The sequence below is a fragment of the Algoriphagus sp. oki45 genome (assembly GCF_036245605.1).
GTDB lineage: Bacteria > Bacteroidota > Bacteroidia > Cytophagales > Cyclobacteriaceae > Algoriphagus.
The window spans coordinates 583,719-598,774 of record NZ_BTPC01000001.1 but is presented as its reverse complement, the minus strand read 5'-3'; the positions used below and the strand labels follow the sequence as shown (position 1 = coordinate 598,774).

Sequence of the window (15,056 nt, the reverse complement as noted above, 5' to 3'; positions counted from 1 at the left end):
AATCTTCCAATTTTGGTAATGTGGTCAAAAATAGTTGGTGACTTTGATCGAAAAATTTCATAACATGCCGCGCAGGTTTGAAGAGGACGTAAGCTCTGCTGAGGAGCAACTTACCAGCAATAGAATCTGCCAAGTGGAATGAAGGGGCTTCGTTTTTCGGAGCCCTTTTTTCATGCTTCATTCTTCTTGTTCTATGGCTAAGAAAACCTTTTTCTTCCGGAGTTTTTGAAGTACAGATACCACCTCAGAAAGCTTTTTCTGTTTCCGGTTGAAAGACCTCGGTGGATATTCAAATTGGTTTTTAAATGTCCGAAAAATGACTCCAGCCCATTGGTGGATTTTGGGATTCTGGGGTTGTCCAGGTAGGCAAAAAGGTTGGGCAAGGCGCTTTTCAAAACCGAGAAGGAACGTCTCAACAGTTTGTGTTTATACCAAAACTTTCCCGTAATGGGATTGACCGTTTTTTCATGGACAAACTCATGGTGTCGATGATCCCAGTTAGCCAGTTCGAGCAGCCAATAACTGAGTTCCTGTTTGGACTTGATCAGATGTAGGGTAGAGACAATTTTCCGAAGTTCCTGACCGGGAATACTCTTTGGACGGCTGGAAAGCCATATTCTACACATTCGCTGCACATGGATCACACATCGCTGAAGGGTGACTTGGGGACAAACTTTGCGGATCGCTCTGAGCAATGCGCGATGTCCATCACAGGTAATTGACTCGATCTGGACTCCAAGAAGCAGTAGATTTTCCAGGTCTTCTTTGAGCTCTTCGTATCGTTCTCCATCGCTGAACCGATAGAGCTGGGTGAACTTGATCGTGTTGTCCCGGTACAAAATCAAGCATAAATCCCTGCTAAAATACGTGCCGTCAATGAGTAAATTCACCCGCTCGGAAGGGTAGACACTCAGCATCGGCGGTTCTTTCAGATAGCCTCTGAAAAGTCGCTGAATCGTGCTTTTGCTCAACCCAGTTTCAACAACCAACTGTTCAAAAGTACGTTTCCCGTCTATCCACTTTTTGAACCAAACAAACTGGTTGCTTTTGGCTACAGAAGGGTTCGAACCCGTGAAAAGAATGCCGCAATTTTTACACTTATACCGCTGCTTGCCAGCCTGCTTTCCCCACTTGATTGAGTCAAGAAACCCACAGGCCCAACAACGCTTTTTTTGAAGTTTTCATGAAACAAAAAAACCTTATTGAAATCGGTTTCAATAAGGTCTTTGTAATTAATTAAATATCAGGACATTAGGAGGCTTTTCACCAACTATTTTTGACCATTAGATCCAATTTTCCAATCGAATCAAATCCTCGGCTGTATCCAAATCCACGGCTCCCAACGGGAAATCCACTGCGAAAACATCTTCTTTATTCTTCAGAATCACCTTTTTTGCACCTTCTGAACTCTTCAATTGAAGCAATTCCTGAAAGTACTTTTGATCAAAAATAGCCGGAACTCCCAAGGTATTGGAATAAGAACAGGCGACGATTCCTTTTCCTGATTTGGACTTTTCTGCAATCAATCGATTCAGCAACTGATTATCCACAAAGGGCTGATCGACCAGCATCAAAATCACCTGATCTGGATTCTCTTTTTCCATCACATATCGAAGTCCAGACTGCATGCTGCTCGCCATTCCTTCCACCCAATGGTCATTGATTACGTGGGGGATATTCTCCGAGTTAAAACCAGTCTTGATCAAGTCCGGATTCCAACCCAAAATTACAACCAGAGAATCCGAGGTACTTTTTTGAGCTTCATCAATGGCTTTTTGTATCAGTTTTTCACCTTGAAATTCAACCAGTTGTTTGGGACTACCTAATCTGGAAGAAGAACCAGCTGCCAAAAGGATGATGCAAGTCTTCATGCTCCTATTTCGTGAATAGGTCCTTCTTTTTCCCGAAGAAAAATAGGTTGCTTTTGATTCAGAACTGCTTTGATTTCGGCAAAAATGGAAAGAGCAATCTCTTCAGAAGTTTCTGCTCCGATTTCCAAACCGATGGGGGCATAGACATTTTCCATTGATACTTTAATTCCTTTAGAATTTAGCCTTTGAACCAGCTTCTCAGTCTTTCGCTTTGGTCCTAAAATGCCAACATAAGGAACCATGCAAGTCAAAAGTTTTTCCAAAACCACCACTTCGTATTCGAAATTGTGGGTCATTAGGAGCGCTACCGTATTTAAATCAGTTTCTATTTGGCCAACCACCTCTTCAGCAGCCCCTTGAATAATCTGCTTGGCTTGGGGAAAGCGGGCAGGAGTAGCCAGGTTTTTTCTCCCATCAATCAATACCAATTCAAATCCCAATATATCCGCAAGTTTGGCAACCGGAATCGTATCATTTCCCGCACCGAAAAGAAGAATTCGGGTTACAGGCTTGATGATTTCGAAGAAAACTGAAATATCCTCCAAATCCTCAAATGTATGAATCTGACTTTTTCCGCCTTCAAAAGCCTTCAGCTCATGCTTCAGTCTCAGCCAAAGTTGGGGTGGGATTTTGTCCGTGGACCCGTATTCGTGATGACCTTTTTTCAAAAAAACCGTCCCAATCTGCTCAGATTTGGATCTGGGTATAGAAAAAACAGTTAAAAGTAAGCTGGTTTGACGATCAGAAAGCGCCTCTTTAATCAGCTCAATTGGATTTTTGGGATCATTGAGATCAATCGGTTCGATCAGTACGTGAATGATGCCGTTGCAGCCTAAACCAACTCCAAACTTTTGATCATCTTCATCGGTGGTATCGTAGGTGACCAGCATTGATTTCCCTTGAAATATCACCGTTTGGGCTTTGCGAAGCGCATCTCCTTCCAAACATCCGCCACTAATCGCTCCGGTCAATGCCCCATCCTGGGTCACCAGCATTCTGGCCCCGGGTCTTCGGTAAGCCGAACCATCCACCTTGACCACAGTAGCCAATGCCATGGCTAGGTTTTCCGATTTGTAGACCTCGTAGGCTTGAATGATTTGTTGAAGTTCTTTCATGAATCTCTAGCTCAGCTGGCCAATTGCATTTTTTCTTTTCTGAATGAAAACCAGATCGAAAAAGCTGCAGAAAGTGCCAAATACCCAACAAAAATATAAAGAGAGCCAGGCAAAAACTTATTCAATTCAAACCAATCCCCGGTGGTAACCACAAAATACATGGTGTAGGCTATTTTGAGAAGCTCCCATGCCCAAGCGTTTGGATTTCTGTCCATGAGCTCCGTGTAGGCAAAGACTGTCAAGAATACAAATCCACCGTAGTAAAAGATACCCGGAGAACCAATAGCAGCAAGATTTCCAAATAAATAGCTCAAGAGTAGCAGCATCACAATCAATTGCACAAAGCTCCAAATGAGCATTCCTTTGGTCAGTTGAGGATTGTATTTTTCAAAATGGTAGACATCCTTGATTTTATCGACAGGATACTTTTCGGCCACGTCGGCAGGTCTCCAGCCTAAGGGCATAAACCAGATTTTCAGCTTGTCAGACCAGTTTTTGGTCCTCCAGGCATCCTTGATCAATAGCCAAAGATGCATAAAATTGATCTTGATCGGATTCCAGGTCTGCACCGGACGGGTGACTCCGTAGACCGCCGGAATTTCTTCTTTTTCCTCCTGATAGGTACCAAACCATTTATCCCAAAAGATGAAGATCTGCCCATAATTCTTGTCCAAATACTCTGGATTGATAGCATGGTGTACCCGATGGTGGGAGGGAGTGACGATAATTTTTTCAAGAAAACCCATCCTTCCTATATGCTGAGTGTGGTACCAAAACTGAGCGAATAGATGCAATGGAGCCACGATGGCGATCACTTCCGGAGGAACCCCTAAAATCGCAGCGGGAATAAGAAAAACAGCAAAAATCTTGACGATTGATGAAATGCTTTGTCTAAGGGCACAAGCAAGGTTGAATTCCTCTGAGCTGTGATGGATGATGTGATTGTTCCAAAATATATTGTACTCATGAGCAATCCGATGGGTCCAATAACCTGCAAAGTCCAAAGCGAAAAAGGCAAGCACATAAACCAACCAAGTAGCTTCGATCTGGAAAAACCCAAATTTTCCATAAAGCCAATCATAGGAAATCACCACCACACTCAATCCCAACACATCTTTAGTCACATTGGTCATGCCCGAGCTCAGGCTGGAGATCATATCTGTGAGCGGTACGGTGTCTTTTTGCTTCCATATCCCCCAAAATTTTTCAAACAAGACCAACACAAAAAACGCTGGCATCGCTATCAACAAGATCTTTCCGTAGGTTTCCATTTGAGTTTATTATTCTGCTGCTAAACTTAGTCAATACAAGACTTTCATTCAAGACCGGGACTTGAGCTTTGGGAGATTTTGATTTCTGTCAAAACTTTTGATTTACCCAAAGATTCCTAAATTCCTTATCCAAAACACCTTCTATGCGAAAATCGTTTTTTCTTGTTTTCCTGTTTTTCTCAGGAACTGTTCATGCCCAACTTTCCAAAGAAGCAATTCTTCAGGCCTCAGAAGCTCAATTACGTGCTTCACTTATTGAGTTTCGGGAATACCTCAGTCTCCCAAATAATGGGAAAGTTCCGGAGGATATTGCCCGAAATTTGGAGTGGACTCAAGCCGCACTGGAAAGTAGGGGTTTTAAGACTCGAGTTTTAACCGGAAACGGAGTTCCGCACCTATTTGCTCAGGGGAAAATGGACCCAAACAAGAAAACTATCCTTGTGTACATGCAAGTGGACGGACAACCCGTGGATTCTTCTGCCTGGAATCAGGAGAGCCCATACATTCCTGAGTTGATGGAGGAAATAGATGGAAAGTGGGAACCCATAAATTGGAATTTTTTGGATGGAAAAATCAATCCGGAGTGGAAAATATTTGCCCGATCGGCTTCGGATTCCAAAGGACCCACCATGGCTTTCTTTTCTGCTTTGGATATTCTGAAACAAAAAGGGATAGAGCCAACAGTCAACCTCAAGTTCATCCTTGATTTTCAGGAGGAAATCAGTTCTCCCGAGTTGGCGCCGATTGTAGCTGCCAATAAGGACCTTTTTCAAGCCGATGGCATTCTGATCATGGATGGTACCCGGCACTTTTCCAATCTTCCCAATTTAGCTTTTGGTGCCAGGGGCATAGTCACTGCCACCATCATAGTTTTTGGGGCTTCCAATGACCTTCACAGTGGGCAGTATGGAAACTTTGCTCCTAATCCTGCTTTCCAGCTTTCAAGACTTTTGGCTGCTATGAAAGATGAAGAAGGAAAAGTCCTGATTCCGGGATTCTATGAGGGAGTAAATATTTCCGAAGCTGACTTTGAAGTCATGAGCCAGATTCCTGAAGACAATCAAGAAATGGCCCATGAAATGGGTTTTGCGGAAGCCGAAAAAGTAGGCAGAAACTATCAGGAAGCGCTCCAATTCCCATCTTTGAACATCCGGGGTCTGAAATCAGGCTGGACAGGAGCGGAAGTCAGAACATTGATTCCGGCCGAAGCAGTAGTAGAAATAGATATCCGAACAGTCAAGGAAACTCCCAACGAGCGGCAATTGGCTCTGTTACAAAAGTTCATATTAGATCAAGGCTTTTATTTGATCGAAGGAGAGGAACCCACAGAGGAGGAAAGAAAGAAATACTCAAAAATCGCCTCCTTCCAAACGAGAAACGGTTCCCAACCCTTCCGGGCAGAAATGGATACCGACTTTGCCAATTGGCTGGATCGGGGAATGAGGCAGGTATTTGGAGATCAGTATATCAAAACCCGCCAAACGGGAGGATCCCAACCCATGGCTCCCTTTATCAATATTCTGGGTGCACCTGCAGTCTCCGTGCGGATCCCCAACCCGGACAACAACATCCACGGTCCCAATGAAAATATCCGAATCGGGAATTATCTGGAAGGTATTCAGACTTGTCTTGGGCTTTTAACTCAGGCCTTCTGATGGAGCTCAACACGGATGTTTTGGCTATAGTGATTGTTTTGATTACGGTTATTTTTGTATTGAAAATCAATCAAATAAATAATCGACTGATTCAAGGAATCTTGAATTGGATTCCGGCCATTCTCTTTGCTTATGTTATTCCGGCCGGATTTACCCATGCATTTGACTGGGATCTTTCCGGAGTGATTTTACATTCCTGGAGTAGAAACTGGATTATCCCGATCACCCTTTTGGCGGTGATGTCTGCTTTACCTTTAAAACAGTTAGCCATCGTAGGAGCAAGGCCATTGATCTTGTTTTTTGCAGGTAGCCTTTTTATTGCCACGCTTCCGGTTCTTCTGGTGGGAATTTTTACGGTTTTTTCTCCAGACAATCAGGCAATTTTCATCGGTCAGGACTATTGGAAAGGTTTGGTGCCAATCGTAGGAGGCTGGATAGGAGGAAGTACTTCCCAATTGATTCTGAAAGAACTTGCCCAAACTCCCGAGAATATCTTTCTGTCTGTTTTGGTACTGGATAATATTCTGGTGAATATCTGGACGATTCTTATGTTTCAGTTTATTAAAAAAGGAGAGCGACTGAGCGAGCTTTTTGGAATCAAGGACCCTTTGCCTGCCAATCTTGCTTCTGAGGATAAAAGCACGGGGAAGAAAATCCATTCTTGGGCAATTCTTTTGTTTTTTCTGGGAATAGCAGGGACCATGTACTGGCTGGAACTTTCCTTCTTAAACCTGGTCATCAGTCTTTCCATTATTGGAATGATCTTAGGCAACTTGATTCCCAATTGGAATACCTCTTTCTCCTTAAGATTAGGAGGAATCTGCATCGTTCTGGTCATGGCCATTTTGGGCTTAAGATTGGACTTTAGCAATTTGACCCTGCCTTTCACTTTTGTAGGTTTGGTTTTAATTTGGCTAATCTTTCATTTCATAGGGATGATCCTTGTTTCCAGAGTTTTGAGATTAAATCTGATTTGGGTTCCCATCGCATCTATGGCCAATTTGGGAGGAATTTCCACCGCGCCTGCCGTCACAGCGGCCTATCGGAAAGATCTAATGCCACACGCAGTTCTATTGGCTATTCTGAGTATGGTGACCGGGACGGCTTGGGGAATGTTGACTATTTACCTATTTACCACTTGGGTCCTATGAAAAACAGTAAAAGCATATATCGCTTAACCTTTTTGGATATTGGAATTCTTATCCTTCGGTTTGGCCTGGGTATTTACATGGCAAAAGCCAGCAGTTCTTATCTTTTTGAAGGGAAAATGGCGGAACTCCAAGGGTTTTTGGAAAGTCTCAATTGGCCAATCCCGGATATTTTGGCCCCGCTTTCCCAATGGGTGGAATTGATCTCTGCCTTTTTCGTATTGGCAGGAATCCGACTAGGGGCATTTTCCATGGCATTTACCCTGATTGTCGCGGTAATTTTCGCCCATGGAGGCAGAATCCTGGAAGACGGGCTGTTACCATTTATGTTGAGTCTCTGCTTTTTAGGATTAGGGCTGATGGGTTCGGGGAGATTTAGTCTAGATTTTTATTTATTTGAAAGAAAAAGCAAGCCCTGATGGAAATCCCCAGTTTGGCCCAACTCAAAAAAGATCTCAGTTACCTCTCTGAAAAGGAATTGATTGATCTGATTGCCGATTTGGCCAAGTTTTCAAGAGATAACAAAGCCTTTCTTTATTTCAAACTCAATGAAAGAGACCAACCTCAGCTATTTGTGAATGAGGTAAAAGAGGACTTGGATGAGGCTTTTCAAACTGCCAACACCAAAAACTACCATCTCGCCAAGAAATCAGCCCAAGCCATTCGGAGAAAATTGAATAAATCTCTAAAGCTCAGTAAAAACAAAGCCGATCAAGCCGAATTAATTCTCTATTTCTGCGAAATGCTCAAGAAATATGGATACCTCGGATTTAGGCATCCCGTCATTGCAAACCTGTACCAAGTCCAGCTTGGAAAGGCAAAAAAACTGATTTCTACCCTTCATGAAGATTTGCAAAGTGACTTTGAATATCGCCTTGAGGACCTTGAATAAACCTAAATCATGACTATTTCCATTTCTCCAAATCCAATCGAATTGGGTCAAAAGGCCGGAAAAACCGGAGCTGAACTGATTCGAAAAGCCATCGAAACCCAAGGTTTTGCCAATATTATTTTGGCGACTGGCACCAGTCAGTTTGAAACGTTGAAACTGCTTTTGGCTGAAAAAGAAATTGATTGGAGCAAGGTCACTGTCTTTCATTTGGATGAATACCTTGGACTTCCCATCAAGCATCCGGCGAGTTTTCGGAAATATCTAGTGGAAAGGTTCTTCAATCACGTTCCTCAGCTCAAAGCCTATCATTTGATTGACGGAGAAAATGACCCAGAAAAAGAATGTACCCGACTTTCGACCTTAATTCAAAATCATCCCATCGATATTGCTTTTGTAGGAATCGGGGAAAATGGGCATTTGGCTTTCAATGATCCTCCTGCTGATTTTGAAATAGAGAAGCCTTATCTGGTAGTCAATTTGGACCATGCCTGCCGCATGCAGCAGCTGGGAGAGGGTTGGTTTCCTGATTTGGAATCAGTCCCCAAAAAAGCCATTTCTATGTCCATCCATCAGATCATGCATTCCAAAAGCATTATTTGTTCTGTCCCTGACCTTCGAAAAGCCCAAGCAGTTAAGAATTGCCTAGAAGGAAAAGTCATTAACCTATTTCCGGCCTCAGTTTTACAAAATCATCCGGATTGCCAAATCTTTCTGGATAAGGAATCTTCATCCTTGCTTTCCAGCCATTAGTCTGAAAATCTTTGGATGCTTGACATAAAATTTGGTATTTAAGGACAAAGGAAATCGAATATGATTTCCTTTTGCCTTAAACCCAAAACCTTCCTATGTCAAAAACCACCGCTGCGGTTCGTGCCGATCAGCTAAGCCAACGAGGCACTTGGATCTCCATTGGCATCATTGGGATGCTTTTTTTCATTTTTGGCTTTGTCTCCTGGGTCAATGCGATCTTGATTCCCTATTTCAAAATCGCCTTTACCCTTAGCAACTTTGATTCCTACCTCGTTGCATTTGCCTTTTACATTTCCTACCTCATCATGTCGGTTCCTTCTTCCTATTTGCTCAAAGCAGTGGGATTCAAGAAAGGGATGATGGTCGGATTCTTTGCCATGTCGGTTGGAGCTTTCATTTTTGTGCCGGCAGCGATGAGCCGAACGTATGAAGTTTTCCTCTTGGGCTTATTCACTTTAGGAACCGGATTGGCTGTACTTCAAACTGCTGCAAATCCGTACGTGACGGTCCTTGGACCTAAGGAGCGGGCTGCCCAAAGAATCAGTGTCATGGGCATTTTCAATAAAGGAGCGGGAATTTTGGCGCCTATCTTATTTGCTGCAGTCATCCTGAGAGTAGGGGATAATGAGCTTTTCCAGCAGTTGGATTCCATGACTCCGGATGCGAAAGACGCTGCCTTAGATGAATTGATCCGAAGAGTCATTTTACCCTATTCTGTAGTCGGAACGGTGCTTTTGGGTTTGGGAATCTTTGTAAGGTTTTCGCCTTTGCCGGAGATTGATACCGAGCATGAGACTGCAGAAATTGCTGAAGCCAACTCAGGAAAAACGTCCATTTTCCAGTTTCCGCATCTGATTTTGGGAGCGGTGGCGATCTTCCTCCATGTAGGCACTCAGGTCATTGCGATTGATACGGTCATTCCCTATGCCAATTCCTTCGGGATCTCCCTGTTGGATGCGAAAGTGTTTCCATCTTTTACTTTAGCATTTACGATTTTGGGCTATTTGATTGGGATTTCCCTGATTCCAAAGGTGATTTCTCAAGTTAATGTGCTGAGGATTTGCACCTTGTTGGGAACCTTCCTGACCTTGCTAATCGTGTTCACGAGTGGTCCAATTCCATTTTGGGGCATGACAGTGGATATTTCCATCCTTTTTGTGGTGCTTTTGGGCCTGGCAAATTCTTTGGTTTGGGCCGGAATCTGGCCTTTGGCATTGGATGGTTTGGGCAGATATACTAAACTGGGTGCATCGATCATGATCATGGGACTTTGTGGCAATGCCATCATGCCGATGGTCTACGGGTATTTTGCGGATCTCTATACCGTGAAACTGGCCTATTGGGTACTTTTCCCTTGCTACCTGTATTTGGTGTTTTATGCAGTTCAAGGTCATAAAATCAGAAAATGGAAACTCGCCTGATTGGAAAGTCTTTTTTGGACGGAAAGCAATTGGAAATCAGTGTTTCCGAAGGAAAGATTAAGGCAGTTTCATTTGTCGAAACCAGTCCTGAAAATCTCTGGATCGGCCCTGGATTTACAGATATTCAAGTCAATGGCTACGGAGGATTGGATTACAATGCCATTCAATCCGATGTTTTGGCTTTGGGTCAAATTTCCAGAAAACTTCTTTCCTACGGCGCTACCAGCCATTTTCCCACGATTATCACCAATTCACCTGAAAAGACTTCAGCCTTGATTCAACAGGTGGTTCAGCTTCGAAAAATGGATCCCTTGGCTGCTTCCTGCATTTCAGGAATTCATATCGAGGGGCCTTTTATTTCTCCCGAAGACGGACCAAGAGGAGCCCATTTCAAGGAATTTGTACAAGGTCCGGATTGGGATTTGTTCCAAAAGTGGATCGAAGAAAGCGAAGGACTGATTCGAATGATTACTCTTTCTCCGGAATGGAAGGGAAGTACCGCGTTTATCGAAAAATGTGCAGAATCTGGCATTTTGGTCTCTATAGGTCACACCAATGCAAATCATCACCAAATTATAGAAGCTGTGAAAGCAGGCGCAAGGCTTTCCACCCATTTGGGAAATGGAATGCATGGAGTCATCCCACGGCACCCCAATTACCTTTGGTCTCAACTCGCAGCAGAAAATCTATCAGCCACCATCATTGCCGACGGATTTCATCTTCCTGCAGAAATCATTCAGGTATTTAAAAAAGTAAAATCCGAAAAGCTCATGCTAGTGAGCGACTCGGTGGCTTTGGCTGGTATGCCACCTGGCAATTATGAAGCGGCAGTAGGAGGAAAAGTGACCTTGACTCCCGAAGGGAAACTCCACCTTTTCGGAAATCCCAACACGCTTGCCGGGTCGGCCATGAATATCCTTCAAGGAATCAATTTTCTGCTTAGAAATAACCTAGCAGATCTTCCCGAAGCTTGGCAAATGGCTTCCGTACGACCTCTTAGGCTTTTTAAACCCACTTTTGATCCTTTTCAAATCGGTCAAAATGCGGACTTGATTTTAGCAAAACAGCAACCTGACCTCGGTTTAAAATTTCTCAAAGTCCTCAAAAACGGAGTAGAAATACCATTTGATTAACCCAAACTCAGAAACTATAGCACTATGAAAAATAACCTTAACCGCCGCCATTTCATCAAAACAGCTGCCACTGGAGCCCTTGGGCTTGGCGTGACATCTTCTGCTTTTTCCTTCAATATCCTTTCCCAATATCCACTCAAAGACAAATACCGAGTTGCCGTGATTGGCGTCAACAGTCGGGGTTCCCAGCATATTCAGGCTTTGGCCAAGCTCCCAAATGTGGAAATCGCCTATATCTGTGATGTGGATGCCAATGCTTTGGCAAAAGGAGTGGAGTTAGCCGTGAAATCCGGAAGCAAAAAGCCACCAGTCGCAGTCAAAGATTTCCGAAAAGCCTTAGAAGATGCTTCTCTTGATGCTGTGACTATTGCCATGCCGGACCATTGGCATACACCAGCGGCCCTTTTGGCTTTACAGGCAGGAAAGCATGTGTACATCGAGAAGCCAGGTTCACACAATCCAGCAGAATCCGAACTACTTGTAGAAGCCACCAAAAAGTATGGCAAAATCGTGCAAATGGGCAATCAGCGCCGATCCTGGCCAAGAGTGCAGGAAGCGATGAAAGAGCTTCATTCCGGAGCAATAGGAAGAGTTTATTATGCTAGAGCTTGGTATACCAATACCAGAAAATCTATTGGCTATGGCAAGCCAGCACCTGTTCCTGAAGGCTTAGATTTTGAACTTTGGCAAGGTCCAGCTCCTCGTAAAGATTTCAAAGACAATTTAATTCACTACAATTGGCACTGGTTCTGGCACTGGGGCACGGGAGAAATCGTCAACAATGGCGTGCACTTTTTGGATTTGGCAAGATGGGGATTGCAAGTAGACTATCCCGAAAAATGCTATTCCAGCGGAGGGCGCTACCACTTTCAGGACGATTGGGAAACGCCTGATACTCAAATTGCCTCATACAATTTCTCTAATGGAAAATCAATCCTGTGGGAAGGTCGCAGTTGCAATGCCCGCGACATCAACGCGATGGGTTCAGGAGTCTCTTTTCATGGAGAAAACGGAACGCTTGAACTGCTTAACAATTCCTACAAGATCTATGACAATGCCAATAAGCTGGTCAAATCTGCTGAACCAACCAGCAATATTTTAGTCAACCAACAAGGTGCCGGATTTGACATGGATGTGGATCATTTCAAAAACTTCATTGATGCAATCGACCATGGCCAAAGCCTGATTTCACCCTATCCAGAAATCAAGAAAAGTGTCTTGCTCTGCCATTTAGGCAATATTTCTTACAGAACCGGAAGAGCTCTTGACATCAATACCGAAACTGGGCGAATAGAAAATGATGCGGATGCAATGAAGCTTTGGGGAAGAACTTATCGGCCGGGTTGGGAACCTAAGTTGTAAGAGCCATGGAAATCCAACTCAAACAACCTTCCACCCGATTGGTATCTATCGACGCCCTGAGAGGCTTTGACATGCTGATGATCTGTGGGGCAGATGCTTTTTTCCGGAGTTTTGAAGGAAAAACTTCTTGGGCTTGGGTGGATGCCTTAGCTTTCCAGTTTGAGCATCCGGAGTGGGTAGGCTTTACTTTTTACGATTTCATTTTCCCACTTTTCCTGTTTGTGGCCGGGGTGTCTACTCCTTTTTCTTTGGGAAAAGCGAAAGCTGAAAATATGCCCAAAAAGGAAATCTATCGAAAAGCATTTTGGAGGATGATGATTTTGATAGGACTGGGTGTGCTGGACAAAAATGCCCCTTTTCCCTTTTTCGATTGGGAGAAAATCAGACTGGGCAGTGTGCTTGGAAGGATCGGAATCGCAGGATTTGTGACGGTTTTTCTATTTCTAAATTTCAATACCCAAAAGAGGCTAATCATTGCAGGCAGCATTTTATTTCTTTACTATGCGGCGATTTTCCTAATTCCAGTTCCCGGGTTTAGGGCAGGAAACCTGAGTTTTGAAGGGAATTTGGTAGGCTGGTTCGACCGGACTTTTCTTCCTGGTAGGCTTCTTCAGGGACAATTTGACGAACTCGGGATTTTGACCACTTTTCCTGCCATCTGCTTGACCATTTTTGGGGCACATGCAGGAGAAATCCTTAGAAAAGCTGGCGTCTCAGAAAATCAAAAGCTGAAAGAACTCATTTTGACCGGGTTGATTTTCATCGCAATCGCCCTGATTTGGAACCTTCATTTCCCGATTTTCAAACGCATGTGGACGAGTTCCTTTATCATGTTGACTTCAGGAATGGCTTTTCTTTCCCTGGGCCTTTTTTATGGAATCATCGATATCCTGAAAATCAAAAAATGGTCTTTCTTCTTCGTAGTCATTGGAATGAACAGTTTGACGATCTACATGATCTACCGCTTTGTCAACTTCAGGTACACCAGTAGGCTTTTGTTTGAAGGTCTTTACAAACCACTCGGTGAAAATTGGATGCCAGTGATGGAAAGTCTGGGTGCATTGGCCTTGGTTTGGTTGTTTTTGTATTTCCTTTATCGAAAGAAGATTTTCTTTAAGGTTTAGGATTTATTCTTGGCATCCGATTATATACAGATCGCACCTTTGGTGCTCTTGGAAATGAATTGAATTCATAGCCCCAAATTGAATTTGGGGCTAATACAGGTTGCCCCTTCAGGGCAAATCGAAATTACTAAATAGTGCCAAAAGCACGCTCTGTTTTAGCCCAGAATTCAATTCTGGGTAAAAGCCAGATTAGATTTATCAAGAGTGCTGAAAGCACGAGCTTTATTGAATTAAAATTAAGTAAAAGGATTATAACAATATTATTTTCAATAGTTTATGAAATTATCCCGTCGATCATTTATAAAGAAAACCACCGCTTTCGGAGCTGCCGCCAGCTTAAGTTCCCTACCTTTTTCCATACTAGGAAAAACCAAAGCCGAGCCCATTAGGATCGGAATCATCGGCTTAGACACCTCTCACGCACCTGCCTTTACCAAGCTTTTCAATGCTGAAAATCCAAAGCCTGAACTTTCTGGATTTCGGGTAGTAGCCGCTTATCCTTATGGAAGTCAGGATATCGAGTCCAGCTATAAGCGCATCCCGGATTATATCAAGCAGGTAGAAGCTTTGGGAGTGAAAATTGTGGATTCGATAGAAAACTTATTGGAGATGGTTGATGTGATTCTTCTGGAAACCAATGATGGAAAACCACGTTTAGATCAGGCCAGAAAGATAATCCAGGCCAAAAAACCGTTTTTTATAGATAAACCTGTGGCGGTAAGCTTGGCTGATACCCGAACAATCTACCAAGAAGCCCAAAGCGCAGGTGTCCCTATTTTTTCAGCATCATCGCTTCGGTATTTGAAAAATGCTCAGGCAGTGCGTCACGAAAACAAAATCGGAAAAGTACTGGGCTGTGACGCCTTTAGTCCTGCTGAATTGGAACCTGGACATCCGGATTTATTTTGGTATGGAATCCATGGCGTGGAAATTCTTTTCACCGTCATGGGGCCGGGCTGTGAGTCGGTAACCCGATTCAGCACAGTGGATGGAGAGGTAGTCGTTGGCACTTGGAAAGATGGACGGATAGGGACTTTTCGAGGCATGCGAGCCGGAAAGCATGAGTATGGCGGAACAGCCTTTGGATCAGAAGGAAACTTGGTTTTGGGTAATTACGAAGGCTATGAACCTTTGGTAGTGAAGATTGCCGAGTTTTTCCAAACTGGAAAATCCCCTGTGGAAGATGATGAAACCTTGGAAATTTATGCCTTTATGGAGGCAGCTGATGAAAGCAAGAGAAGAGGTGGGACAAAAGTTTCTCTTTCAGAAGTTTAATATTCCTTCGATCCATTCCGCAAACTTTGTTGGGCAGAC

The 15,056-nt window shown here is 43.6% G+C and carries 14 protein-coding genes; 10 read left to right on the top strand and 4 right to left on the bottom strand.

Annotated elements, in window-relative coordinates; all coding sequences use genetic code 11:
- Positions 1-197: 197 nt before the first annotated feature.
- The 4 genes from AAA942_RS02605 to AAA942_RS02590 all read right to left on the bottom strand — a co-directional run bounded on the left by AAA942_RS02605 (position 198) and on the right by AAA942_RS02590 (position 4,257).
- Complete coding sequence (locus tag AAA942_RS02605) at positions 198-1,136, bottom strand: IS256 family transposase, variant Zn-binding type (RefSeq protein ID WP_445083330.1); 939 nt, start codon at positions 1,134-1,136, stop codon at positions 198-200.
- Between the two features lie 147 nt (positions 1,137-1,283).
- The gene (locus AAA942_RS02600) at positions 1,284-1,871 is read right to left on the bottom strand and encodes a nucleotidyltransferase family protein (protein WP_338218671.1); all 588 of its coding nucleotides are present in this window, start codon (positions 1,869-1,871) and stop codon (positions 1,284-1,286) included.
- Entirely contained in the window at positions 1,868-2,986 is a 1,119-nt protein-coding gene (locus AAA942_RS02595) for an XdhC family protein (RefSeq protein ID WP_338218670.1), read from the bottom strand. Before AAA942_RS02595 ends, AAA942_RS02600 begins: the two co-directional genes overlap by 4 nt.
- 11 nt (positions 2,987-2,997) lie before the next feature.
- Positions 2,998-4,257 carry a sterol desaturase family protein gene (locus AAA942_RS02590; protein ID WP_338218669.1) on the bottom strand — a complete coding sequence of 420 codons (1,260 nt, stop codon included), beginning with the start codon at positions 4,255-4,257 and terminating at the stop codon, positions 2,998-3,000.
- Positions 4,258-4,400: 143 nt separating this feature from the next.
- On the opposite strand from AAA942_RS02590, the gene AAA942_RS02585 reads away from it, so the two are divergent.
- The 10 genes from AAA942_RS02585 to AAA942_RS02540 all read left to right on the top strand — a co-directional run bounded on the left by AAA942_RS02585 (position 4,401) and on the right by AAA942_RS02540 (position 15,017).
- The gene (locus tag AAA942_RS02585) at positions 4,401-5,912 is read left to right on the top strand and encodes a M20/M25/M40 family metallo-hydrolase (protein WP_338218668.1); all 1,512 of its coding nucleotides are present in this window, start codon (positions 4,401-4,403) and stop codon (positions 5,910-5,912) included.
- Positions 5,912-7,063: a DUF819 family protein gene (locus AAA942_RS02580; protein WP_338218667.1), complete on the top strand. Its 1,152-nt coding sequence runs from the start codon at positions 5,912-5,914 to the stop codon at positions 7,061-7,063. The genes AAA942_RS02585 and AAA942_RS02580 overlap by 1 nt, the downstream gene beginning before the upstream one ends.
- Entirely contained in the window at positions 7,060-7,479 is a 420-nt protein-coding gene (locus AAA942_RS02575) for a DoxX family protein (protein ID WP_338218666.1), read from the top strand. Before AAA942_RS02580 ends, AAA942_RS02575 begins: the two co-directional genes overlap by 4 nt.
- Entirely contained in the window at positions 7,479-7,952 is a 474-nt protein-coding gene (locus AAA942_RS02570) for a hypothetical protein (RefSeq protein ID WP_338218665.1), read from the top strand. Before AAA942_RS02575 ends, AAA942_RS02570 begins: the two co-directional genes overlap by 1 nt.
- Before the next feature lie 9 nt (positions 7,953-7,961).
- Positions 7,962-8,702, top strand: a complete 741-nt coding sequence (locus AAA942_RS02565; RefSeq protein WP_338218664.1) for a glucosamine-6-phosphate deaminase — start codon at positions 7,962-7,964, stop codon at positions 8,700-8,702.
- A 95-nt stretch (positions 8,703-8,797) separates the two neighbouring features.
- Positions 8,798-10,123 (top strand): sugar MFS transporter, encoded by a 1,326-nt coding sequence (locus AAA942_RS02560; protein WP_338218663.1) that lies wholly within the window; start codon positions 8,798-8,800, stop codon positions 10,121-10,123.
- On the top strand, positions 10,108-11,256 hold the full coding sequence (locus AAA942_RS02555; RefSeq protein WP_338218662.1) for an N-acetylglucosamine-6-phosphate deacetylase: 1,149 nt from the start codon (positions 10,108-10,110) through the stop codon (positions 11,254-11,256). The genes AAA942_RS02560 and AAA942_RS02555 overlap by 16 nt, the downstream gene beginning before the upstream one ends.
- Positions 11,257-11,280: 24 nt before the next feature.
- On the top strand, positions 11,281-12,618 hold the full coding sequence (locus AAA942_RS02550) for a Gfo/Idh/MocA family protein (protein ID WP_338218661.1): 1,338 nt from the start codon (positions 11,281-11,283) through the stop codon (positions 12,616-12,618).
- A 5-nt stretch (positions 12,619-12,623) separates the two neighbouring features.
- Positions 12,624-13,742: an acyltransferase family protein gene (locus AAA942_RS02545; protein ID WP_338218660.1), complete on the top strand. Its 1,119-nt coding sequence runs from the start codon at positions 12,624-12,626 to the stop codon at positions 13,740-13,742.
- A 276-nt stretch (positions 13,743-14,018) separates the two neighbouring features.
- Positions 14,019-15,017, top strand: coding sequence for a Gfo/Idh/MocA family protein (locus AAA942_RS02540; RefSeq protein ID WP_338218659.1), 999 nt, complete (start codon positions 14,019-14,021; stop codon positions 15,015-15,017).
- Positions 15,018-15,056: the final 39 nt, after the last annotated feature.